The sequence below is a fragment of the Paeniglutamicibacter sulfureus genome, from assembly GCF_039535115.1.
GTDB lineage: Bacteria > Actinomycetota > Actinomycetes > Actinomycetales > Micrococcaceae > Paeniglutamicibacter > Paeniglutamicibacter sulfureus.
This window is the reverse complement of the sequence record NZ_BAAAWO010000001.1, coordinates 1598062-1620503: the sequence shown is the minus strand read 5'-3', so window position 1 is coordinate 1620503 and position 22442 is coordinate 1598062. Positions and strand designations below refer to the sequence as shown.

21 protein-coding genes, 3 tRNA genes and 1 pseudogene are annotated in these 22442 nt (G+C 67.1%); 14 read left to right on the top strand and 11 right to left on the bottom strand.

Going from position 1 to position 22442, the window contains the following annotated elements; all coding sequences use genetic code 11:
* Positions 1-28 precede the first annotated feature (28 nt).
* The 5 genes from ABD687_RS07380 (at position 29) to ABD687_RS07360 (ending at position 2614) form a co-directional block, all read left to right on the top strand.
* The gene (locus ABD687_RS07380; protein ID WP_310292373.1) at positions 29-1168 is read left to right on the top strand and encodes a DUF6226 family protein; all 1140 of its coding nucleotides are present in this window, start codon (positions 29-31) and stop codon (positions 1166-1168) included.
* Positions 1169-1342: 174 nt separating this feature from the next.
* Positions 1343-1414, top strand: a tRNA-Thr gene (locus ABD687_RS07375).
* A gap of 71 nt (positions 1415-1485) precedes the next feature.
* A tRNA-Met gene (locus ABD687_RS07370) sits at positions 1486-1559 on the top strand.
* Between the two features lie 110 nt (positions 1560-1669).
* Positions 1670-2368, top strand: a complete 699-nt coding sequence (locus ABD687_RS07365; protein WP_310292375.1) for a VTT domain-containing protein — start codon at positions 1670-1672, stop codon at positions 2366-2368.
* 174 nt (positions 2369-2542) lie between these two features.
* Positions 2543-2614: transfer RNA gene (locus ABD687_RS07360), tRNA-Thr, on the top strand.
* Between the two features lie 68 nt (positions 2615-2682).
* Here ABD687_RS07360 and ABD687_RS07355 read toward each other — a convergent pair.
* On the bottom strand, positions 2683-3291 hold the full coding sequence (locus tag ABD687_RS07355; RefSeq protein WP_264271449.1) for a DedA family protein: 609 nt from the start codon (positions 3289-3291) through the stop codon (positions 2683-2685).
* A gap of 279 nt (positions 3292-3570) precedes the next feature.
* Between ABD687_RS07355 and ABD687_RS07350 the strand changes: the two genes are divergently transcribed.
* The 8 genes and pseudogenes from ABD687_RS07350 (at position 3571) to ABD687_RS07315 (ending at position 11335) form a co-directional block, all read left to right on the top strand.
* Positions 3571-5640, top strand: coding sequence for a hypothetical protein (locus ABD687_RS07350; RefSeq protein WP_310292377.1), 2070 nt, complete (start codon positions 3571-3573; stop codon positions 5638-5640).
* A gap of 1 nt (position 5641) precedes the next feature.
* Entirely contained in the window at positions 5642-6577 is a 936-nt protein-coding gene (locus tag ABD687_RS07345; protein ID WP_310292379.1) for a DUF2797 domain-containing protein, read from the top strand.
* 32 nt (positions 6578-6609) lie between these two features.
* Positions 6610-6894, top strand: coding sequence for a hypothetical protein (locus tag ABD687_RS07340; protein ID WP_264271443.1), 285 nt, complete (start codon positions 6610-6612; stop codon positions 6892-6894).
* 56 nt (positions 6895-6950) lie between these two features.
* A complete protein-coding gene (locus ABD687_RS07335; RefSeq protein WP_302265122.1) occupies positions 6951-7400 on the top strand; it encodes an FAS1-like dehydratase domain-containing protein in 450 nt (149 codons plus the stop codon).
* The gene (locus ABD687_RS07330) at positions 7400-7840 is read left to right on the top strand and encodes a MaoC family dehydratase (RefSeq protein ID WP_310292382.1); all 441 of its coding nucleotides are present in this window, start codon (positions 7400-7402) and stop codon (positions 7838-7840) included. The genes ABD687_RS07335 and ABD687_RS07330 overlap by 1 nt, the downstream gene beginning before the upstream one ends.
* A 77-nt stretch (positions 7841-7917) precedes the next feature.
* Positions 7918-9090: an MFS transporter gene (locus tag ABD687_RS07325; RefSeq protein WP_377700261.1), complete on the top strand. Its 1173-nt coding sequence runs from the start codon at positions 7918-7920 to the stop codon at positions 9088-9090.
* Positions 9032-10180, top strand: a pseudogene (locus ABD687_RS07320) (UDP-N-acetylmuramate dehydrogenase); the annotation flags it as partial. The gene ABD687_RS07325 and the pseudogene ABD687_RS07320, both read left to right, overlap by 59 nt.
* Before the next feature lie 18 nt (positions 10181-10198).
* Complete coding sequence (locus tag ABD687_RS07315) at positions 10199-11335, top strand: winged helix DNA-binding domain-containing protein (protein WP_310292386.1); 1137 nt, start codon at positions 10199-10201, stop codon at positions 11333-11335.
* Positions 11336-11540: 205 nt separating this feature from the next.
* On the opposite strand, the gene asd is transcribed toward ABD687_RS07315, so the two are convergent.
* The 4 genes from asd to ABD687_RS07295 form a co-directional block, all read right to left on the bottom strand.
* Positions 11541-12659, bottom strand: a complete 1119-nt coding sequence (gene asd / locus ABD687_RS07310) for an aspartate-semialdehyde dehydrogenase (RefSeq protein WP_302265128.1) — start codon at positions 12657-12659, stop codon at positions 11541-11543.
* A gap of 147 nt (positions 12660-12806) precedes the next feature.
* Positions 12807-13040, bottom strand: coding sequence for an NF038396 family protein (locus tag ABD687_RS07305; protein ID WP_264270797.1), 234 nt, complete (start codon positions 13038-13040; stop codon positions 12807-12809).
* Positions 13037-13609: a dihydrofolate reductase gene (locus ABD687_RS07300; protein WP_302265130.1), complete on the bottom strand. Its 573-nt coding sequence runs from the start codon at positions 13607-13609 to the stop codon at positions 13037-13039. The genes ABD687_RS07305 and ABD687_RS07300 overlap by 4 nt, the downstream gene beginning before the upstream one ends.
* Complete coding sequence (locus ABD687_RS07295) at positions 13606-14409, bottom strand: thymidylate synthase (RefSeq protein ID WP_302265131.1); 804 nt, start codon at positions 14407-14409, stop codon at positions 13606-13608. Before ABD687_RS07295 ends, ABD687_RS07300 begins: the two co-directional genes overlap by 4 nt.
* 322 nt (positions 14410-14731) lie before the next feature.
* Between ABD687_RS07295 and ABD687_RS07290 the strand changes: the two genes are divergently transcribed.
* Positions 14732-15175, top strand: coding sequence for a VOC family protein (locus ABD687_RS07290; protein ID WP_302265133.1), 444 nt, complete (start codon positions 14732-14734; stop codon positions 15173-15175).
* A 263-nt stretch (positions 15176-15438) separates the two neighbouring features.
* Here the strand turns inward: ABD687_RS07290 and ABD687_RS07285 are convergent, their stop codons facing one another.
* From ABD687_RS07285 to mshD, 6 genes are all read right to left on the bottom strand, one after another.
* The gene (locus ABD687_RS07285; protein WP_310292390.1) at positions 15439-15819 is read right to left on the bottom strand and encodes a GntR family transcriptional regulator; all 381 of its coding nucleotides are present in this window, start codon (positions 15817-15819) and stop codon (positions 15439-15441) included.
* Positions 15816-17660, bottom strand: coding sequence for a hypothetical protein (locus ABD687_RS07280; protein ID WP_310292392.1), 1845 nt, complete (start codon positions 17658-17660; stop codon positions 15816-15818). The genes ABD687_RS07285 and ABD687_RS07280 overlap by 4 nt, the downstream gene beginning before the upstream one ends.
* Positions 17661-17784: 124 nt before the next feature.
* Complete coding sequence (locus ABD687_RS07275; protein WP_264270803.1) at positions 17785-18108, bottom strand: GNAT family N-acetyltransferase; 324 nt, start codon at positions 18106-18108, stop codon at positions 17785-17787.
* A gap of 87 nt (positions 18109-18195) precedes the next feature.
* On the bottom strand, positions 18196-19152 hold the full coding sequence (locus ABD687_RS07270; RefSeq protein ID WP_310292394.1) for an NUDIX hydrolase: 957 nt from the start codon (positions 19150-19152) through the stop codon (positions 18196-18198).
* A gap of 13 nt (positions 19153-19165) precedes the next feature.
* Positions 19166-21379, bottom strand: coding sequence for an RNA degradosome polyphosphate kinase (locus ABD687_RS07265; protein WP_310292396.1), 2214 nt, complete (start codon positions 21377-21379; stop codon positions 19166-19168).
* A gap of 84 nt (positions 21380-21463) precedes the next feature.
* A complete protein-coding gene (gene mshD / locus ABD687_RS07260; protein WP_310292397.1) occupies positions 21464-22441 on the bottom strand; it encodes a mycothiol synthase in 978 nt (325 codons plus the stop codon).
* Between the last annotated feature and the right edge of the window lies 1 nt (position 22442).

Below are 22442 nucleotides of genomic sequence, written 5' to 3'. Positions count from 1 at the left end.
CATCCGCATTGGTTGGTAGGCTCCGGGCATGGACACGCAACCGCCGATCTTCGATGCACCGGCCAGGTCCCGGCCCGGTACGCGCAGGGTCCCGGGCCCCGGAGCCGATCTTGCAGCGGATGTCGAACTGGTGGGCATCAGGCATTATCCGGGCTGGGACGACTTCGCCGCCTATGCCCGGAAGCACGGCGAGGAGCCTGTGCGGCTGGCCCGCGACATGGCGGCACTGCTGCATTTCATCCACGCCCACCGGCGGGCCCTGGAGCCGGCGGGCGGTTTGCGGCTGGCCGCGGAGATCTTCCTGGGCAACGCCGTGGCCCAGGCGCGGGAGGATGTCCGGTGGGAATCAACGACTCCGGGGCAGATGATGGTCGGCGCGTTCGACCGTTACTACGACCCGCGGATGATGATCGATGCCGTGACCCGTGGCGGTGGCCAGGCGGTGGAGCGGGCCGCGGTGCTGCTGGAGCAGTGGCTTGCCCACGTGGTGCCCAAGCTGGCGCCGCTGAACCCGGTTCCGCGCCCTTCCGAGGCCGTGCCCGCCCCATACCGGCGCCCGCTGCTGGAGGAAGCCGTCTACCGCGACGAGGACGACGTTCCCATCAACTACGGACGCCGTTGGGCGGACGGGGAAACCCCGGAGGACAGCTACGAACGCATCAGCCACCCCGAGCGCTTTGCCGGGCTTGGCCAGCTTGTGCGGGCTCTGGCCGCACACCTCGAGGCCAACTACCAGGTGCGGCGCGAGGATGCGCAACTGGAGGACGGCACGCGCATCACCCTGGTTCCCGCAGACCCCCTGGCCGCAACCATGCGCCTCGAATCGAGAACCGAAGGCGGGCAACCGACCGTGCGGGTCTTCGCCGGCGCCGCGCACGACTTCGTCGTCCCCTCATGCGGCTGCGATGCCTGCGACGAAACGCTGCAAAGTGCCGGAGACGAACTGGAGAACCTGGTGCTCGGAGTCGCGGCCGGGGGATTCGCCGAGCGCATTTACGAGGCCGGCGGCCAGCCGTGGATCCAGTTCCGGCTGACGGCGCCCGACGGGAACTCGTCCCGCGGCGGGGAAAGATCCGCCGACCCGAACAAGAACCTTGACGAGGCCAGGACCATGCTGGAAAAGGTGCCCGGTGGCTGGCACCCGTGGCCTTTGCGGGCATTGTCCTGAAGAGCGGTGCAGCCGGCCGCCCGAAGACCCAAAATCACCCGGTGATTTAGGTCACCGAAAGCGGGCGCCAATCGATGCCTGACCTGTCCCTTCCGGCCGCTTTTGTGTGCTCGGTCACAAAGTGCCATCCCGATTTCACAGCGCAGAAATTTGCTGGTAGAGTTCTTACTCGTTGCCCCCCTAGCTCAGTGGTAGAGCGCGTTCTTGGTAAGAACGAGGTCACCGGATCGATTCCGGTGGGGGGCTCTGAATGGAATGGCCCGCGTCTTAGTCGGCTCGAAAGAGAATCGGACGCGGACGCGGGTTTTACCATTCGTGGCGGCTTAGCTCAGCTGGTTAGAGCGCACGACTCATAATCGTGAGGTCCCGGGATCGAGTCCCGGAGCCGCTACAGATTGATCCCCGTCTTCCTTGTGAGGACGGGGATTTTTTGTTCCCGGCGGGACGTGGATCCGGGCCCGACCCGGTCGTGTTTGAAACACGATGCCATAGGGTTGTGCGGTGAGTCCATTTGCAAACCTGCCGACAACGCTCGCCGCGGCACTGGTGCGGCTACCCACCGCCAGCTTTCTGCCTGACTGGCTGAATCCCGATGTCTTCCTGCGCGATCCGGCACTCGGTCCGTGGATCATCCTGCTGATTTGCGGCATCGTCTTTGCGGAAACCGGCCTGCTCGTCGGATTCTTCCTGCCGGGCGATTCCATGCTTTTCACCGCCGGGCTGCTGATCGCCACCGGGGCGCTGGATGTCAACCTGCCGCTCTTCGCTGCCCTGATATTTGTATCAGCGTTTGTCGGGGACCAGACGGGCTACCTGATTGGGCGCAAGGCCGGCCCCGCGATCTTCAAGAGGCCCGACTCACGCTTCTTCCGGCAGGAGTACGTCGAAAAGGCGCATGCGTTTTTTGAACGCTTTGGCGGCAGGGCGGTGGTGCTGGCCCGTTTCATCCCCATTGTGCGGACGTTCGTGCCCGTCACCGCAGGGGTCGCCCACATGACCTACAGGACCTTCGTCCTCTACAACCTGCTCGGAGCCCTGTTATGGGGCGTCGGTGTCACCCTGCTGGGCTTCTGGCTCGGGCAGTATGAATGGGTGGGTGAAAACATCGACCTGATCTTCCTGGTCATCGTGCTTCTATCGGTGATTCCCATCGGCCTTGAACTCCTCCTGGGCGGACGGCGACGGAGGGCCGCCGACTAGCGCGGGCTGCGGGATCGTTGTTCGGCCTTGAATCCGCGGCCCACGGGCTGAACACCGGGCCGGATGCCGAAGGGCACCGGGTGATTCGCGCACGCGGGCGGGTGTGGCGTTGGTCATGTCGGCGGTGTTCGATGTGCATTTCATGGCGGTTATTGGGTAGAGTATTTTCTCGTTGCCCCCCTAGCTCAGTGGTAGAGCGCGTTCTTGGTAAGAACGAGGTCACCGGATCGATTCCGGTGGGGGGCTCGGAGAAAAAACCGCGGTTGCCCCCAGGAAATGGGTGCAACCGCGGTTTTTATTTGCCGTGCAGGCAACTACTTCCGCAGCGAAGTGTTTCCACTGGCGCGTGAAACGATCCGGTCGATGAGGATTCCCAGGCCGATGGCCACTGCCACTGCCACCACGATTCCCAGCAGATGATTTTCCTCGAACCAGCGTCCGGCCAGAACCCCGATCAGGACCGAATAGGTTGCCCATCCCACGCTCGAAAAACAGGTCAGGATGACGAAGGTCCGGTGGGGGAATCCGGTTGCCCCGGCCACCAGGTTCACCGCAACGCGGCCAATGGGAACGAATCGTGCAACCAGGATCAGCGACACCGGGCGGAGCCGCAATTCATAGCCTGCCCAGGCAAAGGCATGTTGGAGCCGTTTTCGGCGCATCCAGGCAAACCTGTCTGTGCCGATGGCCCGCCCGATCAGGTATGCCACGTTGTCACCGACGAAGGCGCCCATCCCGGCCACCGCACCCAGGATCCAGGGATTCGGATTTCCCTGGGTGGGAACCAAGGAGGCCAACGCCACGACCAGCGATTCGCTGGGGACCGGCGGAAAGAAACCGTCGATTGCGCAGAAGAGGAAAATCATCAAATAGGAAAGCGGGTTTCCGGCAGCGGACAGGATGAAGTTGCTCAGCGCATCCAAAGCGGTGGAAATAAAGTCCAAGAGCGTTCCTGTTCGTTCAATGTTCGGCCCCGATGGGAGAAACCAAGAGCCCTCGTTCAAGGCTAACGACGACATCGGGCATTTCCTACTTCGGGGCCGGTTGTGATCAATCCGGCTCAAATCCGGCGGTTCACATGGGGTGCCCGATAGGATGGATAAAGTGCGAAGCCGCAATCCTGTGTGCCCGACCTCCTGGGCGGGACTCGTTGAGGTCATTCGCTCACGAAGACCACGAACCTTCAGGAGAGGACGAAGCACATGCCGAAAGCGGACTTCAACCAAGAGTTCCCGACCCGTGCTTCATTGCGGCGCGCGCGCCAGGCCGAGCTGGACGCGCAGCAAACGACCAAGGATGAAGCGAAGAAGGCTGTCACGAAGCCTGGACCAGTCGATGAATTCGATGAAGTTCCCGAAACCATAGCCGACGGCACCCCTGCGGCTCCGGGCAAACAAGCCCCGGCGACTTCGGCCACCCCGGTGAAGCCAACGGCCGCAACAAATGCGAAAACCGCTCCCACGGCCGCATCGGTCGCAGACGGCTCCAACAAGGCAGCGGCCAAGCCGGCGCCAACGGTGCCGGGCCACGCAAAGCCGGCTCCCGCACCGGCAAAACCCGCTCCGCAGCAGTCGGCCAAGCCCACCGCCACCCCGGTGCCAGGCAACGCCTCCAAGCCTGCGACCACGCCGGCCGCAAAGCCTGCCGCCACTTCGACTCCAGCCGTCAAGCCCGCGGCACCTGCTGCGAAGCCTGCTGCGGCTACACCGGCGGCGAAGCCTGCTCCGAGCCCCGCAGCCAAAACCGTGACTCCGACTCCGGCCCCCAAGCCTGCTGCGACGGCTCCTGCCAAGCCCGTTGCGGCAGCACCGGCAACGAAGCCTGCTCCGACCCCGGCACCGGCCAAAACCGGGACGCCCACGTCGGCTGCCAAGCCGGCACCCGCTGCGACGCCCGCCGCCGCGACGGCCAAGCCGGCACCCGCTGCGAAGCCGGACACCGTGAAGCCTATGGCCGCTCCGGCCGCGAAGCCCGCCGCAGCGGCTCCGGCCAAGCCCGCCGCTGCCGCTGGCGCCAAGCCCACACCGGCAGCCAAGCCGGAAGCCTCGAAACCTGTAGCCGCTCCGGCCGCCAAGCCGGCCGCTGCCGCTGGCGCGAAGCCCACACCCGCAGCCAAGCCGGAAGCCTCGAAACCTGCAGCCGCTCCGGCCGCGAAGCCAGCCGCAGCGGCTCCGGCAAAGCCCGCCGTGGCGGTGGAGACCACGAAGCCTGCACATCCCCAGCCCGCTGCCACCACGGCTGCAACCGCACCGGCACCGGATGCAACACCGGCCGATTCCGCTGCCGAAGACCTGTCGACACCTGAAGGCCGCCGCCAGGCCTTCCGCGAAATGAACCCCGCGGCAGGAACGCGTGATACGTTCCTGCGCCCGGAGGACGAAACGACGTTCCGTGCCGAGCGCGGCTTCCGCGGCTTCCTCTCCCGCCTGGGCTTCAACATGGAACCCTCCGCCGAGGAAGTCGAAGAGCGCAACTGGCGCCGCACGGTGGGCACCCGCCTGACCGAGCCCAAGACCATCTCGGTGGTCAATGGCAAGGGCGGGGCCAACAAGACCCCGACGGCGGTCCTGCTTTCGGCGGTCTTTGGGCGCAACACCGGGGACCCGGTCCTGGTCTGGGACAACAACGGAACCCGCGGCACCCTGGGCTGGCGCACCGTCCAGGGGCCCCACGCGTCCCACTCCATGGACCTGCTGTCGGCCGCCCCGCGGCTGAAGGACATCAAGGTCGGTGACCCCATCATCCACGACTACACGCACTACCAGCCCGAAGACTGCTACAGCGTGCTGCGCACCGACCCCACGCTGCTGGCAAGCGAGCAATTCGTCAACGCCGCCGACTTCGACCACCTGCACGAAGTCGTCTCGCGCTTCTTCGCCCTGACCATCGTGGACTCGGGGAACGACGAATCGGCCGAACGCTGGATGCGCATGATCGACCACACCGACCAACTGGTCATCGCCAGCACCACGGTGGAGGAACACGCCGAGGCCGGGGCCCTGCTGCTCGAGGCACTGGCCAAGCGCGGCGGGCACTACGCCGACCTGGCCCAAAACGCCGTCGTGATCGTGTCCCAGCACCAGCCGCACGGCAACCGCGAACAGCTTGACCGCATTGCCCACGGATTCCGCCGCCTGGCCCGCTCCGTGGTGACGGTTCCCTACGACGCGGCACTGGTCAAGGGACAGATCCGCTTCGAGGGACTGCGTCCGGCAACGCGCCGCGCCTGGCTGCACGCCACCGCCGCGGTGGCCGGGGCACTGCACGACTGAGGTGGAGAGCGCTGCCTTGCTCTGCCGCGGCATCCGGTGGCCCTCCACCCCGGGCAACCCGCGCCTGGTGCTCGATGACGCGGAGCACCACGGCCACGATGTCGCCCTGGAACCGGGCACGCGGCTGGGCTTCACAGTCTTGCCCGGGCGTTGGTGCCTGGGCCACCAGCTGATCCGGGACCGGCACCACCGCACGCTGGTGCCCTGCCCGCAGGATGCCCTGATCGCCAACGGCACCCAGTGCGCAGCCTGCGAGGCCGCCGACCAATCCCGAGCCATGCACGACTTCCACCGCAGCGGCCGCGCCGGCGCAGGCCTGCGCGACTACCTGGACCAGCCGCACTGGCTCTATGTGGCGACCTTCGCCACGGGGACCACGAAGGTCGGCACGGCGGCCGATCCCAGCAAATGGCGGCGCCTGGCCGAACAGGGCGCGATCACCGCCCGCTACGTTGCCTGGAGCCCCGACGGGGCCAGCGTGCGGCACCTCGAGGACCTGGTGAGCACAGAGCTCGGGTTCACCCAGCAGGTGCGGGCCAATTCCAAGGTGCGCGGCCTGCTGGAAAACCATGACACCACCGGGCGCCTCGATGAGCTCAACGACGATGCAGCCACCACGGTTCGCGCGCTGGTGGCCGGACTCCCACCGGGCATTCTGGCCGGCTCCCGCGTCGTGGAGGAAACCTGGAACGCCCCGGAACAGGGACGGGTCCTGCTTGCCGGCTTCGACGCCCAGGACCTTCAGCCCTATCCCGGTTTCCTGGGCGAAGCCGCCCACGGCTTCGAGGTCGCGGCGGTTTGCGGCCAGGCCCTGGGCGTGAGGCTGGGCGGGCAACCGGAGATCTTCGTCGCCAATGCAGCACTGCTCAAGGGGCGCAAGCTCGTGCCGGGCGTTTATGTGACCGATTCGCCGCCGGTCCAAGGGGCCCTGTTCTGAATCGATTTGCGGTGCTGAATTAGGATTGACTCATGACCAATACCCCCTGGGAAGCATCGTCCGGACTCTACAAGAAGCTGACCTTCGGATCGATGGCGGTTTCCGGCACGGGCATCATCCTGGCCGTCATCGGGGCCAACACCCACAACCGCCCGCTGATGTACACGGCACTGGGCATCATCGGCATCGGACTGGTGACCCACGTCATCGGGCTGGTGGTGCGGGCCCGCGACGCCCGCGCCTGGCGCGTGTCGCAGGGGCTGGTCCCGGCCAAGCGACCCAAGCGCGACAAGCAAGCACCCCGGGACACCCCCTAGCGTCCCCCCCCAGACACCAAAGCCCCAATTCGTCCCACACAGGAGCGGCACAACAGATGAGCATCAATCCCGAACTGGCGGGCCGGATCTACCCGGCCCAGGACCCCTACGTGGTGGGCCGCGAAAAGATCCGCGAATTCGCGGCAGCGGTCAAGGCCACCCACCGGGCGCACTACGACCTGGACGCCGCGGCGAAACTCGGCCACAAGGACCTTTTGGCCCCGCCGACCTTCGCCATCATCGTGGCGCAGCAGGCCGATGCCCAGCTCATCGCCGATCCCGCCAGCGGCATCGACTTCTCCCGCGTGGTCCACGCCGACCAGCGCTTCACCCACCACCGCCCGATCGTCGCCGGCGACGAGCTGCTGGCCGAACTGCACGTGGACACCGTGCGCGCCATGGGTGGCGGGGCCATGATCACCACCCGCTCCGAAATCACCACGGCGGCCGGCGACAAGGTCGCCACCACCGTTTCCTCGCTCCTGGTACGCGGAGAGGACCAGTAATGCCAGACTTTGACACCCTTGAAAAGGGCCAGCCCATCGGCACCACCACCATCTTCGTGAACCGCGCCGACCTGGTGCGCTATGCCGGGGCCTCGGGGGACTTCAACCCCATCCACTGGAACGAGCGCTTCGCCACCGAGGTCGGGCTGCCGGGGGTCATCGCCCACGGCATGTTCACCATGGGCTCCGCAGTCCAGCTGGTTTCCGACTGGGCGGGGAACCCCGGGGCCGTCATCGACTACCAGACCCGCTTCACCAAGCCCGTCCCGGTGGCAGACCCTGCAGGGTCCAACCCGTCGGACTTCGAAGGCACCGCCATCGAGATCGCCGGCACCATCGGCGCTCTTGACGCCGAGGCCCGCACCGCGCGCGTGGACCTGACCGTCAGCGTCGATGGCACCAAGGTGCTGGTCAAGGCCCAGGCCGTGGTGCAACTCTGAAACCAGCACCCCAACCCGCATCGCCCGCCCCCGCCGGGCGTCGGGGCAACCCCGAGGTCCGGCCCTGGCGCAACGGCGTGCTGGCGCTGTACCTGGCCTCCGGGCTGATGCTCGCCACGCTGGTCTCCCGGCTGCCCTCGGTGCGCGACGCGCTGGGGCTGAGCCACGGCGAGGTCGGCCTGCTGCTGCTGTGCATGACCGCCGGCTCCTTCGCCTCGGTCTCGGTTTCCGGGTTCGTGGTCATGCGCCTGGGGTCCAAGCGAACCCTGGTGCTCGCCGCCTCGCTGACCGCCGTGGCACTTGCCATGGTGGGCGTCGCGGCGGCGGGGCTGCACTCGCTGGTGCTCACCGGGACGGCACTGGGCCTCCTGGGTGCCGGCAACGCCGCGTGGAACGTGTCCTCCAACGTCCAGGGCGCGGCCATGGAACGGGCCCTGGGGGTGCCGATCATGCCGGTGCTGCACGGCTTCTTCTCCGTGGGCACCGTGCTGGGCGCCGCGGCCGGGGCCCTGGGAGCGGCGCTGCAGCTGTCCATTTCCTGGCACTTCGCGGCCATGTCCGCGGCCGTGTTGGCCATCATCTTCACCGGCACCAGGACTTTTAGGCCCGACGCCACCAACGCCGGCAGCGGGCACTCCAACAGGTCGCTGCTGGCCGATGCCTGGCGCGAACCGCGCACGCTGGTGCTCGGCGTACTGGTCCTCGGCATGGCGCTGGCCGAGGGCGCCGCGGGGGACTGGGTAGCCCTGGCCCTGTCCGACGGCTATGGGGCCATCAACTCCGTGGGCGCCATCGGCTACGGGGTCTTCGTCACCGCGATGACCCTGGCCCGCCTCGGCGGCGGGTTCGTCCTGGCCCGGCTGGGACGCGTGGTGGTCATCCGGATCTCCGCTGCTTCCACCCTGGTCGGCCTGCTGCTCTTCGTCTTCGGCCCTTCCCTGCACACGGCCTTCGCGGCCCTGGTCTTCTGGGGCCTGGGGGTGGCGCTGAGCTTCCCGGTGGCCATGACCGCGGCATCGGATGACCCGATGCGCGCCGCGGCCCGGGTCTCGGTGGTCTCCACCATCGGCTACGGCGCCTTTCTGGGCGGCCCGCCGCTGCTGGGCCTGCTGGCGGACCGCGTCGGGCTGCTGCACGCCCTGGGCTACGTGGGCATCCTCGTGGTCATCTCCTTTTTCCTGGCCCCGGCCGCCGGTCCCCGCAAGGCCGCCGCCGTGGCGGCACCCGCAACCACCAACACCGAACACTAAGGCGCAAACCACCGTGAACACCCAGCTGCTCGCACCCCTGACCACCACCGGCGTCGGCGGTCCCGCCGGCACCTTCGTCCGTGCGGACACCGAGTCGCGGATCACCGCCGCGCTTTCCGCCGCTGACGCGGCAGGGGAAGAGGTGCTGATCATTGCCGGCGGCTCAAACCTGCTCATCGACGACGCCGGGTATCGGGGCACGGTGCTGCAGATCGCCAACCAGGGGGTCTCGATCGGCAAGGAGCTCTCCGACGGGCGCATCCGCGTGGACATCGCCGCCGGGCACCCGTGGGATGACGCGGTCGCCCAGACCCTGGCCGCCGGGCTCTCGGGGCTCGAGGCCCTGTCCGGGATCCCCGGATCGGCCGGGGCCACCCCGGTGCAGAACGTCGGCGCCTACGGATCCGAGGTGGCCCACACGCTGCTCGAGGCCAAGGTCTTCGAGCGCGCCACCGGCACCACCAGCCACTTCGGGAATGCCGGGTTGGGGTTCGGCTACCGCGACTCGCTGCTTAAGCGCACCACCTTCAACGGCTCGCCCGCATTCGTGGTGCTCGCGGTGACCTTCGCGCTGGAACGCCGGAGCGACTCCGCGCCGATCCGCTACAAGGAGCTGGCCCGCACCCTGGGCGTCGCGGTGGGCGAACGCGCCGATGCCGCCGCGGTGCGCGCCACGGTCCTGGAACTGCGTGCCTCCAAGGGCATGGTGCTGGACGCCGCGGATCGCGACACCTTCTCCACCGGCTCCTTCTTCACCAACCCGATCGTGCCGGCCGCGGTGCTCGACTCGCTGCCCGAAGGAGCCCCGAACTTCCCGGTGGACACTCCCGGCATGGTCAAGCTCTCGGCTGCGTGGCTCATCGACAAGGCCGGATTCTCCAAGGGCTTCGGCCTGGAGGGCACCGCCGGGGAGCAGCTGGCCGGCGGCCGGGCGGCCCTGTCCACCAAGCACACCCTGGCCATCACCAACCGCGGGGACGCATCCAGCGCCGACATCCTGGCCATCGCCCGCGCCGTGCGCGCCGGCGTGAAGGAACGCTTCAGCATCGAGCTGCACAACGAGCCGCTCTTGATCGGCTGCGCCCTGTAGGGAATCGTTGGGTTCACCATGGCAGCCCCACCGCACCACCCCACCCCTGTGCAACGCAACGCCGTGGCGCGCCTGCGCCTGGCCGCCCAGGGGCTGCTGCCCGGAATCCCGGCCGCGACCCTGCCGGTCCCGGCAACCACGCCCGCGGACGTGGTCGCCGCGCTGGGCATGATGCAGGCCCAAGACCTGCCCCAGGCCTGCTGGGCCGTGGGGGTCCGCCTGCCCGGCGCCGGGCTGAGCCGGATCCACGCGGCCCTGGCCGACGGGTCGGTCATCCGCTGCTGGGGCGCCCGCGGTACGCTGATGCTCATCGATCCGCGGCTGCACGGTTCGCTGCTGGCCGTGACCGCGCAGCGGATGAACGCCAAGATGGCCGGCACCCGGGCGCAGGAAGACATCACCGAGGCCGAGCTCGGCAGGCTGGCCGATGTGGCCCGTGAGCGCTGCGCAGGGACCGGCGCCACGCGTGCCGAATTGCTCCGTGCCTTCGAGGATGCCGGGTCGAGCATCGAGGGGCAGCGCGGCTACCACCTGATCGTGGCCGTGAGCCTGCGCGGGGTCATCGTCCAGGGCCCCATGGAACCCGGAAGCGAGACCCGGCAGTTGTTCATGGCCGCCGGGTCCTGGCTTCCGGAGACAGAGCCACATCCCGACGCCGGTGCGGCACTGGCGATGCTGGTGCGCGGCTACTTCGATTCCCACGGCCCCGCGACCGTTGCCGACTGCGCGTGGTGGCTCGGCCTGCCCCTGACCCCGGTGCGTGCCGCCGTGGCGGCGCTGGACCCGGTGCTGGGCAGTGCGGAGCTGGGCGGGGACACCTTCCATTTTGCCGCTCGGCACCGGGAACGCTGGGAGCATCCGCCGGGGGCACGCAGCGTTCTCGCGCTGCCCGGGTTTGACGAGTTCCTGCTCGGTTACCGGGACCGCTCGGTGACCCTGCCGGAGGAACACACGCAGGTGGTGACGCCGGGGAAGAACGGGATCTTCCTGCGCACCGTGGTAGCAGGCGGGGAAACCATTGGCACCTGGGAAGTGGAGAATTCCGGGAAGGCACGTTATGCCAGGTTCGTGCCTTTCGCCGGGGAACCGACTCCTGCCCGCGCCAGGGCGGTCGCCGCCCGGATGGACTTATACCTAAGGTTCCGCAACGCCTAGCAGGCCCCTCAATTTCTTTGCTGCTTGGCCTGGGAGGACTTGTTGAGGCTGCCATTACGTTCTGTCCGTTGCGGTGGATCGTGTCGGGCTACGGAACATTGGCCCTGCAAAAAAAAGACGGCTGCTGGCCACTCCCAAAATGCGGGGTGGCCAGCGGCCGTCTTGAATTCTCGTCGCTGCGGTTTGGCAGTGACTTGGAGCAGGGTTAGAGTCGGCCCTGGGCAATGGCCAGCATGCGGCGCAGTGGTTCCGCGGCGCCCCAGAGCAACTGGTCGCCCACGGTGAAGGCCGAGATGTACTCCGGGCCCATTTCCAGCTTGCGGATGCGGCCCACCGGGATGTCCAGCGTGCCGGAAGCGGCGACGGGGGTCAGCGCGTCAACGGTGGCTTCCTTGGTGTTGGGCACGACCGTGGCCCACTCGTTGTCCTCGGACAGCAGCTTCTCGATCTCGGCGACCGACAGATCCTCGGTGAGTTTGAGGGTCAGTGCCTGTGAGTGCGAGCGCATGGCGCCGATCCGGACGCACAAGCCGTCCACGACGACCTTGTTGGCCTCGGTGTTGCCCAGGATCTTGTTGGTTTCGACCCCGGCTTTCCACTCTTCCTTGGACTGGCCATTGCCCAGGTCCGCGTCGATCCACGGGATCAGCGAGCCTGCCAGCGGGACACCGAACTGGGTGGCGTCCAGGCCGCCGCGCTGGGCTGCGAGGACCTTCCTGTCGATCTCCAGGATTGCGGAGGCCGGGTCGTCGAGTTCGGAGGCGACGTGGCTGTTGATGTCGCCAAACTGGGTCAGCAGTTCGCGCATGTGGCGGGCGCCGCCGCCGGAAGCAGCCTGGTAGGTCATCGAGGTGCTCCACTCGACCAGACCGTTCTTGAACAGTCCGCCCAGACCCATCAGCATGCAGGAGACGGTGCAGTTGCCGCCCACAAAGTCCTTGGTGCCGGCGGCCAGCGACGCGTCGATGACGTTGCGGTTGATCGGATCAAGCACGATCACCGAATCGTCGTTCATGCGCAGCGTGGAGGCGGCGTCGATCCACAGCCCGTCCCAGCCGCGCGAGCGCAGCGAAGCGTGGACCTTCTGGGTGTAGTCCCCGCCCTGGGCGGTGACGATGATTGGCAACTTGGCCAGGGTGTCGATGTCATAGGCATCCTGCAGCGCGGGTGCGCCGTCGGCAAAAGCCGGGGCTGCACCGCCCGCGTTGGACGTGGAAAAGAATACGGGGTCGAGATTCGCGAAGTCGCCCTCGTCCTGCATGCGTTGCATCAGGACGGAGCCAACCATGCCGCGGTAACCGACAAAGCCAACGGATGAAGTCATGGTTCAAGCTTAAGGGGTGCTGGGCCTCTATGGGGATTCGATGACGTGCCGAGGCCCGGGAACGCAAAAGAGGCACCCCTTCCGGAACTAGTCCGGGAAGGGGTGCCCCCACAGCGCATCAACCGGCGGGCCGGTCGCGTGATGCCGCTATTTGTTGCCGCCGGCCAGCAGGGCCTTGCGCATGCCCACCAATTTGAGGGAGCCGAAGGCAAAGACCTGGGTGAAGACCAGCAGCAGGATCAGGCCCATGATCTTGGATCCCGTGAGGACCAGGAAAAGGCCCAGCCCGGCAAAAATGAGGGCGAAGAGCGGGAAGAGCATGTACCCGATTACAAAGAGCGCCTCGGGGTTGGTCTTCAGTGCCTTGAGGGCTTCCTTCATGACTTCCGCTCCCACGCCTCGACGCGGTACTCGGTGCCGTTGGCAGCCGTCAGCCATCCGGAATCGGGATCCGAAAGCAACTTCGTCCATGCCGAGTCCAGGGCCGGGGCCTTGGTATCGCCCTTGGGGCTGGCATTGATCACGGTCTTGATGGCCAGGTGGGCGCCATCGGCGAGCGCGGCGTAGATCTCGCCGCCGCCGATGACCCAGATTTCCTCCGCGCCTTCGGCAGCCCGCGCTGCCTTCAGGGCCTGGTCGGTGGATCCAACGGGAACCGCGCCGGCGGCGCGCAGTGCGCCATGGAGGGATGCGTCACGGGTGATTACGATGTTGGTGCGTCCGGGCAACGGGCGGAACTTCTCCGGGAAGGATTCCCAGGTCTTGCGGCCCATGATCACCGGGTGGCCGATGGTGGTGCGCTTGAAGTGCGCCAGGTCCTCGGGCAGGGACCACGGCATGGTGCCGCCGGCACCGATGATGCCGTCAGCGGCCTCGGCCCAGATCATGCCGATGCGCTCGCTTGTGGTGGTTTCGGCGCGGTGTCCGGCGCTCTGGTTCGTGTTGCTCATACGGCGATGGGGGCCTTAATCGTCGGGTGGTGTTGGTAGTCCTCGATCACGAAGTCGTTGAGTCCGTAGTCGAAGATCGAATCCGGGGTGCGCGTGATGCGCAGGTGCGGGTACGGGTAGGGCTCGCGGGTCAGCTGCTCGGTGACCTGTTCGACGTGGTTGTCGTAGATGTGGGTGTCCCCGCCGGTCCAGACGAACTCGCCGGGTTCCAGTCCAAGCTGGTCGGCCATCATGCAGGTCAGCAGCGCGTAGGAGGCGATGTTGAAGGGAACGCCCAGGAACATGTCGGCGCTGCGCTGGTAGAGCTGGCAGGAGAGCTTGCCGTCGGCCACGTAGAACTGGAAGAACGCGTGGCAGGGCGGCAGCGCCATGTTCTCGATCTCGGCGACGTTCCAGGCCGAGACGATGTGTCGGCGCGAATCCGGGTTTTCGCGCAGCGAGTCCATGACCTGGGAGATCTGGTCGATGTGCCGGCCGTCGGCGGTGGGCCAGGAGCGCCACTGGACGCCGTAGACCGGGCCCAGCTCGCCATTTTCGTCGGCCCACTCGTCCCAGATTTTCACGCCGTTCTCGCGCAGGTAGGAGGTGTTGGAGTCCCCGCGCAGGAACCACAAAAGCTCCACTGCCACGGACTTGAAGTGGACGCGCTTGGTGGTGATCAACGGAAAGGATTCGGCGAGGTCAAAACGCATCTGGCGGCCAAAGACGCTGGAGGTTCCCGTGCCGGTGCGGTCGCCCTTGGCGGTGCCGTTGGCCAAGACATCCCGGAGCAAATCTTCGTAGGGTGTTTGAATCTTCACTGGTTCAGTCTAGACGGTGACGGGACCACTCCCGCGGAAGCCGGTATCCGATAGGCGCCCACTGGGGCTCGGCACGTGTCGGGGCCGGTTTGAACCGGCGTCGGCCCGCGGGCCGGAGCCTTGATGTGATTCCCGGCTCGCGGGCGCGTCGGCGTGGGAGGGCGTCCCGTCCCATCCAGGCTCGGCCCATCCACACTTCACATGGAACACCCCCTATGATGACTGGCCACCATTTCACGGCCCCCGCAGGCGATCGGCCGACGAACAGCCGGTGGAGCCTGGCCACTGGTGTTACTCGCGCCGCCTTGGTAGCTTTCAACGCATGGCCATCAAACTTGAGAACGTCGGAATCGCCGTTCGCGACCTCGAAGAGGCAATCGCCTTTTTTACCGATCTCGGCCTGACGGTCATTGGACGCGACACGGTCAGCGGCGAATGGACCGACACCGCCGTCGGCCTCGACGGAAACCACGCCAACATCGCGATGCTCCAGACCCCGGACGGTCATGGTCGCCTCGAACTCTTCGAATACATCCATCCCAAGGCGATCGAGTCGAACCCGACACGTCCCAACGACATCGGCATGCACCGCGTGGCCTTCTCGGTGGACAACCTTGACAAGGCCCTCGAGGTGGCAGCAAAGCACGGGTGCCATCCGCTACGCGGAGTGGCGACCTATCAGGACGTGTACAAGCTCACGTACCTCCGTGGCCCCAGCGGAATCCTAGTGATGCTTGCCGAGGAACTAAAAAAGACCGACACCTGAATCGACCCCATCGCCTTGGACGTTGCATTCGGCTTTCGCTCCGACACGCCACAAGGCAGGGATCCGGATGTTGCCGGCGCCGGCCTTCGCCGTTGCCATCGACAGCGTCGGAACGAGTCCTTGCAGAATGGTTAGTAGTTCGCCCTCGACGCGAGCAACCCACGCAGATATTGCACGTGGATGTCGCAGTTCGCAACGCCCTTGACGCCCGGTTGGCACCGGCTTTTCCCAACTGGGCAGCACAACCAACAGTCGCGCCGGTCCTATGCGCCGGAGCGCAGCTTGCCCTGGAACAGGGAAAGCAGGGCGGCGTCGTCGATCCCGCTTTGCCGGGCCGTGGCGATGAGCTCGTCCATCAGGGAATGGACACGCAGCACGGGCACGGTGGCCGGACGCGCGGCGGGGCTGGTCACCACGGTCCCCAGCCGCCGCCGGCTCTCGACAAGGCCGAGGGCCTCAAGCTCCTTGTAGGCCCGTGCCACGGTTCCGGTGGCCACGCCCAGGTCGCCGGCCAGGGCGCGCACCGTCGGCAGCCGTGTCCCGTCGGCCAGGTGGCCAACGGCAATCAGCGAGGCGATTTGGGCGCGGATCTGTTCAAAAGGGGGAGTGGCATCGCGAAGGTCGACGGTGATCAGCGTGCTCAATGGCTGCTCATGCTAGGGATTTGTGGGCTGTGCCGCCGCGCCGGGTAGGCCGTGGCGGCCGGCAACAGGCATAGCAGAAGGCCCAAGACCAAGGTGGAAAGTTGGAAGCCCGATGGTTCTTGGGACACGTACATTGACTCTCCATAACCGGTGCCGCTAGGGGTCCAATAGGTGGGGTCGCCCAGGATGGAGGCAACCAGCAGCGACACGCCTCCGAGTAGCCGCATCCCGCGATGGGCCAGGATGATGCGGATCTTGGTGTCCTCGATGGTGCTGGCCCCGTGCAGCGGGCGGCGGCGGGTTGCAGTGCCGTGAAGCGCCCAGGCCAGGGCGGCCACCACGGCCAGAATGCCGACCATCCACCACGCGGCGACCCGTGTTGCCGCCGGAGCGGCGAGAACAAAGGTCGTGATGGTTGCGATGGCCGCTGTCACCGACATGGAAACCACCACCAGGAACCATACCGGCAACAGATGTCGTCGTCGTTCGGCGTGGACGGGACCCTGCCCCAGTCGGCAGATGATGATCCTCGAGGCTGTGAGGTTCAAGATGAGGTGGATGGCGGAAGCCGCCAGCAAGGCCAGCGCCAGGGAACCTAGCGCCTCCAGTCTGGTGGGTGCGAGGGCCGTGAACGAATAGGTCCGCATCCCGTCTTCCGCCGTGGTGACAAGGGGGCTGGCGCCCAATCCGGCGAACAGCACAATGGCCAACACCGGGACAAGGGAAAAGAGTTGGGTTAACAGCAGGAAGTCACGGGCCTTGGCGAAGGTGCCCGAGGGTGTTCCGGCCACCGCGCGGACGGATGCGGAGGGTTCGGCGAGTCGCGGCGGAGCCCAGGCCAGAATCACCACGACGACCAGCAACATGCACAGGGAACCGGCTCCGGACAGGACGTTGGCCCGGTCCTGGGCAGTCGAGTCGAATCCGGCGCCGGGATCCCCGAGTGGCATGGCCAACTCGCCGCGTGCCCTGATTCCGTCGGCCAGGTAGTTCAGGGCCGCCGCACCGAATCCGGAGACGACGAGGATGGCGGTCCGCAGCAACCGGTTGATCCAGATGGAGCGCAGGACCGCATTGTCATGCGCGTCCAGGGAATCCATCGGCGGGCGACGCACCACGACGGCGGCGGCGCCAAAGACACCCAGGAGCACCAGTCCGAGCCCGCCGAGCAGGTAGGGTCCGACCTCGGAACCGGGCCGAACCCCGGCAACGCCCGAGACATAGGGTTGCGCGGGCTCCGCCTCGTCCCCGGTGGAATAGTCCTCCAGATTGTCCAGGTCAACAACGTGCCCGAACTCGTCCACCGGGTTTCCATATCTGTCCTCCGCTCCGTCGAAGACAGGGCCCTGGTGGATCTCCTCGCTGCCGGTGTCGCTGCCGGTGCGGCTCGGGGCCCCGGGATCGTTCCAGGCCGCGATGAGAAGCGCAGCGCTGATGATGGTGCACAATAACAGGAATCCCGCCAGGAAGCGCGGGAAGACGTCCCTGACGCGGCGCACCTCCAGCGATGCCGAGCGCACCGGGCGCAGGTGCCTGGGCCAGGTGAATTGCCCCAGGATGTACACCAGCCCGAGCCATAGCCCGGGGGCGGCGGCGTGCATGAGCATGGTGGGAGCCGCGGGGTCTGTGGGCGTGCCGGGGGACGGGTTTGCCCAGAGGTTGGCCAGGCCGGATGTCCCCGAAGCCAGGAAGGCGATCAGGGCCGTCCAGAAAGCGTGGCGCGAGATGGCATCGGTGGTGTTTTTGGCGTTTGGGCTCGCCACAAAGAAGCGCAGCAGCACGTAGATCAGTGCGGCCGATCCGGCCAGGCCGAAGCCGATGGAGGTCAACGCGTCGCTCATCCAGGTCTCCTTGGAGGGGATCAAACTTTGTCTCAATGTATCAAGTCATTGAGACAAAGTTCGCGTCCCCGGCACCACAATGGCCCGATGCCGGTCGAATCGTTACCGAGTGGCCACCTCGGGATCAGGCGAGCAGGTCGTTGTACTCCGGGTAGCGCCGCAGGTAGTCCTGCACATAGGTGCACTCGGGAACGATCTTCAGCCCGCGTTCGCGCATCTGCTCCAGCACCAGCGTGACCAGGGCCCGGGCATAGCCGCGGCGGCCGTATTCCTCGTTGATGATGGTGTGCTGCAACGTCGCGACGCCGTCCTCCAGCCGGTACCCCAGGAAGCCCACGAAGGTGGCTCCGTGCCACAGCCCGTAGCGTCCGCGGTCCGCATCGTGGTCCAATCGCAGCCCCTGGTGCACGATCTTTTCCTGGGTGGTGCCGTGATCCTGTTGGGCCATGATGCGCTCCTTAGTAAAGCTCGAAAACCGTCCCGGCGCCGCGCCAAACGGGCGCCTGGTTATGAGACTACCGTGAAGGGGTGGGCTCTAGTCGTCAAACGCGTCGTAAACTTCCACGGAGACAAGTTTCCCCTTGCCAGAAGCCGGTTGGTGGACCACGATGACGGCGCCGGGACGAAGGTACGGGTCGTGGGCGGGAAGGAATCCGGCCAGCGCCCCATCCATCCGGGCCCGCAATTCGGTGAGCACCAGCGGCAGCACCGGGCGGTGCGTGCACAGTGCCTGGGACCGGCGCTTGTCCAGCAGCTTGGCCACGGTGCGCTGCGCCTTGGCCGGGCGACGCGTGGCCTCGTGCTCGGTGACCGATGCCAGCAGCTTGACGGTGAACCGGTGCTGCTGCAGGTAGGGGGCAACCGTCTGGACGCAGCGTGTCCAGGGGCTCGAGGCCACCTTGGCCGGACGCCAGGAATCCAGCAGCCTGGCCACGGCCAGTGCCTGCCGCCGCCCGGTGGCCGCCAGCGGGCGCTTGCCTTCCTCGCGGGTCCAGTTGGAGCGAGGCTTCGCCTTGGCATGCCGCACCACCACGAACGGGCGGGTCTCCAGCGTGCCGTTGTCGTGGGCCTGGACCAGGCCCTCGAGAGGTCCCAGGTCCCCGGGGTTGGTGATCCACTGCCGCGCAACCTTGGGCGTGGCCCAGCGCACCGCATCGGTTTCCTTCCCGTCCGGGATCGGCCGGGTGCCCGGGGACTTCGCCGCCCAGTAGTAGACCACCTTGTTTCCGGCACCGACCGGGTAGGTCATGGCGGGCAGCGGAATGCCCAGTTGGACCTCCAGGCCGACCTCCTCGAAGACCTCCCGGGTGGCGCACTCGGGCATGGTCTCCCCGTCGTCGAGCTTGCCCTTGGGCCAGGACCAGTCGTCGTAACGGTCGCGGTGGATCATCAGGACCTCGAGCTCGCCGGCAACGACGCGCCAGACCAGGGCCCCGGCGGCACGCACCGCAAATTGACCTTCGCGGATTTCGGCCGCATCGCTTGAACGCACGAATTGCACGCCCTTAGCGCCTGACCACGGTGCGCTGGCGGGCACGCGATTCAATGAGCCAGGACTGGATGTCGGCCAGCGGGGCCCCGTCCTCGTCCTTGTGGTGCCTGGTCCATTCGCCGTCTGAGTCCAGGTGCCAGCTGGCGGTGCGTGGATCCATGTAGCGGTCAAGGAGCCGCACCAGGTCGCTGATGTCCTCGCGGCTGCTCAGCGAAACCAGCGCCTCGACGCGGCGGTCCAGGTTGCGGTGCATCATGTCCGCGGAGCCGATGTAGATGATCGGTTCCCCGGCATTGGAGAACATGAACACGCGGCTGTGCTCCAGGAACCGGCCCAGGATCGAGCGCACGCGGATGTTTTCGCTCAGCCCCGGAACCCCCGGGCGCAGTGCGCAGATCCCGCGGACGATCACGTCCACCTGCACCCCGGCCTGGGAGGCGCGGTAGAGCGCGTCGATGATGGCCTCGTCGACCATCGAGTTCACCTTGATCACCACGCGCGCGGCCAGCCCGGCCTTGCGGTTGGCGATCTCGGATTCGATCTTGTCGATCAACCCGCTGCGCAGCGAACGCGGGGCCACCAACAAGCGCCGGAACGTCGAGCGCGGGGCGTAGCCCGAGAGCTGGTTGAACAGGCGCGAGAGGTCCTCGCCGACAGCGTCGTCGGAGGTGAGCAGGCCCAGGTCCTCGTAGTAGCGGGCGGTGCGCGGGTGGTAGTTGCCGGTGCCGATGTGGCAGTAGCGGCGCAGCTTGTCGCCCTCGCGGCGGATCACCAGGGAGAGCTTGGAGTGGGTCTTCAGGCCCACGATCCCGTAGACCACGTGCACGCCGGCCTGCTCGAGCTTCCGCGCCCAGGAGATGTTGGCCTGTTCGTCGAACCTGGCCTTGATCTCCACCAGCGCCAGGACCTGCTTGCCGGCCTCCGCTGCGTCGATGAGCGCATCCACGATCGGCGAATCGCCACTGGTGCGGTACAGCGTCTGCTTGATCGCCATGACCTTGGGGTCGGCGGCGGCCTGCTCCAGGAAGGCCTGCACCGAGGTGGAGAAGGAGTCGTAGGGGTGGTGCAGCAGGATGTCGCGGCGGCGCATCGCGGCAAACACGTTGGCTGCCTTGGAGGTCTCGGACTCGTTGAGGAAGCGCGAGGTGTGGGCCAACTGCTTGGGGTAGTGCAGGTCGGAGCGGTCGATGTTCGCGATCACGCCCAGCCCGCGCAAATCCAGCGGGGCGGGCAGCGCGAAGACCTCGTCCTCCTCGATGCCCAGCTCGCGCACCAGCAGGGCGCGGATGTTCGGGGAAATGTCCTCCACGACCTCCAGGCGCACCGGGGGACCGAAGCGGCGGCGCAGCAGCTCCTTCTCCAGGGCCTGGAGCAGGTTCTCCGCGTCGTCCTCCTCGACCTCGAGGTCCTCGTTGCGGGTGACGCGGAAGAAATGGTGCTCAACGATGTCCATGCCCGGGAACAGGTAGTCCAGGTGCACCGCGATCACGTTCTCGAGCGAGATGAAGCGCGCGACCCTGCCCGCGGAGTTGCCGGCGCGCGGGCCATCCACCGAAATCAGCCGCGGCATCACGTCGGGCACCTTCAGCCTGGCAAAGAGCTCCTTGCCGGACACCGGGTTGCGGACCACCACTGCCAGGTTCAGCGAGAGCCCGGAAATGTAGGGGAAGGGGTGCGCCGGGTCGACGGCCAGCGGGGTGAGGATCGGGAAGACCTGGTCGATGAACCAGCGGCGCAGCTCCTCGCGGGCGCGTTCGTCAAGGTCCTTCCAGCCCACCAGCAGGATCTGCTCCTTTTCCAGGGCGGGGCGGACCTGCTCGGCGAAGACCTGGGCGTGGCGCAGCTGCAGGGCGTGCGCGTCGGACAGCAGCATCTCCAACTGGTCGATGGGGCTGGTTCCCGTGGCGGAGGGCACGGCAAGGCCGGTGGCGATGCGGCGCTTGAGGCCGGCGACGCGCACCATGAAGAACTCGTCGAGGTTCGAGGAGAAGATCGAGAGGAAGTTGACCCGTTCCAGCAGCTGCATTTCGGGATCCTCGGCCAACTCCAGCACGCGGGCGTTGAAGTGCAGCCAGCTCAGCTCGCGGTCAAGGAACCTGTCGTGGGCGAAGTCGCCCTCGGGGATCGGGGAGGGCTCGAAGTCGGGCAGCTCGATCCGGTCCTGGGTGGCCCGGGCCGCCGGGACATCGGTGATGCCCAATGCGGAGGTGACTGGGTACGGATCCATGGCTGTTGCCCCTAGCGTGGATGAGGGTGGAGATGCCGTGCGCCCGCGGCAAGGCCGGAAGGGCGCGCGGCATTGCGTCACTGTCTACCTTACCGAAACCGGTGCGTACATGACGTCGACATCCCACTTGGTGAAGCCCAGTTTCCGGTAGAGCGAGACGGCAGCCGTGTTGTCGGCATCCACGTAGAGCATCAGCGCATCCAGGCCCAGGGAATTGAGGTGGTTGATGCCTGCCAGGGTGAGCACCTTGCCCAGGCCGGTGCCCTGCGCCTCGGGGATCACGCCCACGACGTAGATCTCGCCGATGGCCTGGTGCTTCCCGGTGGTGGGGGAGGACACCGCGGGGTGCACCTTGGTCCAGTGGAAGCCCAGGATCCTGCCGGTGGCATCGACGGCCAGCAGGAAGCCGGCCGGATCGAACCAGTCCTCCTCCATGCGCGCGGCCAGGTCGTGGCGGGTCATCGCACCCTGTTCGGCGTGGTGCGCGAAGGCAGCTGCATTCGCCGCAACCCAGCCCTCGGCGTCGGTCTCCGGGTCGAAGGCGCGGATCGAAATGCCGGCCGGGACCACCGGGGCCGGCACCTGGGTGCCGGTGACCATGCGCATGCGCCACAGCTCGCGGACCGGAATAAAGCCAAAGCGCTCGGCCAGCTTGGCCGCGGCCTCGTGGTTCCCGTGGGCCCAGGCGCGCAGCCTGCCCAGCTCGGTCTTGCCGGCCAGGGCCGTGAGCAGCGCGCCGGCGATGCCCGAGTCGCGGAACGCGGGGTGCACCACCATTTCCAGGGTCCCCGGCGCGCCGGCATCGCCGAGCACCGCGACGGCGGCTCCCACCAGTTCGCTGGAGGACGTGTCGGAGCCGTCCTGGAGGTAGGCGTAGGCCCCCAGCAGGGACGCCGATTCGGGGGCGCTGCGCAATTCGAGGAGTGTCTGTTCGCTCAGCGGCGGGTTGCCGTCGGCTTCCTCCCCGGCGGCCACCAGCAGGTGCAGCGCGGAGAGCACGCCCGGGTCCGGGGCGCCGGCAAGCATGTCGATGGTGACTTCGGGATTCGTCGCAGCGTTCATA

Excerpts from the sequence above, each read along its gene's own strand:
- ABD687_RS07380 (WP_310292373.1), top strand. The coding sequence starts at position 29 with ATGGACACGCAACCGCCGATCTTCGATGCACCGGCCAGGTCCCGGCCC.
- ABD687_RS07350 (WP_310292377.1), top strand. The coding sequence starts at position 3,571 with ATGCCGAAAGCGGACTTCAACCAAGAGTTCCCGACCCGTGCTTCATTG.
- ABD687_RS07340 (WP_264271443.1), top strand. The coding sequence starts at position 6,610 with ATGACCAATACCCCCTGGGAAGCATCGTCCGGACTCTACAAGAAGCTG.
- ABD687_RS07335 (WP_302265122.1), top strand. The coding sequence starts at position 6,951 with ATGAGCATCAATCCCGAACTGGCGGGCCGGATCTACCCGGCCCAGGAC.
- ABD687_RS07330 (WP_310292382.1), top strand. The coding sequence starts at position 7,400 with ATGCCAGACTTTGACACCCTTGAAAAGGGCCAGCCCATCGGCACCACC.
- ABD687_RS07315 (WP_310292386.1), top strand. The coding sequence starts at position 10,199 with ATGGCAGCCCCACCGCACCACCCCACCCCTGTGCAACGCAACGCCGTG.
- asd (WP_302265128.1), bottom strand. The coding sequence starts at position 12,659 with ATGACTTCATCCGTTGGCTTTGTCGGTTACCGCGGCATGGTTGGCTCC.
- ABD687_RS07305 (WP_264270797.1), bottom strand. The coding sequence starts at position 13,040 with ATGAAGGAAGCCCTCAAGGCACTGAAGACCAACCCCGAGGCGCTCTTT.
- ABD687_RS07300 (WP_302265130.1), bottom strand. The coding sequence starts at position 13,609 with ATGAGCAACACGAACCAGAGCGCCGGACACCGCGCCGAAACCACCACA.
- ABD687_RS07290 (WP_302265133.1), top strand. The coding sequence starts at position 14,732 with ATGGCCATCAAACTTGAGAACGTCGGAATCGCCGTTCGCGACCTCGAA.
- ABD687_RS07280 (WP_310292392.1), bottom strand. The coding sequence starts at position 17,660 with ATGAGCGACGCGTTGACCTCCATCGGCTTCGGCCTGGCCGGATCGGCC.
- ABD687_RS07275 (WP_264270803.1), bottom strand. The coding sequence starts at position 18,108 with ATGGCCCAACAGGATCACGGCACCACCCAGGAAAAGATCGTGCACCAG.
- ABD687_RS07265 (WP_310292396.1), bottom strand. The coding sequence starts at position 21,379 with ATGGATCCGTACCCAGTCACCTCCGCATTGGGCATCACCGATGTCCCG.
- mshD (WP_310292397.1), bottom strand. The coding sequence starts at position 22,441 with ATGAACGCTGCGACGAATCCCGAAGTCACCATCGACATGCTTGCCGGC.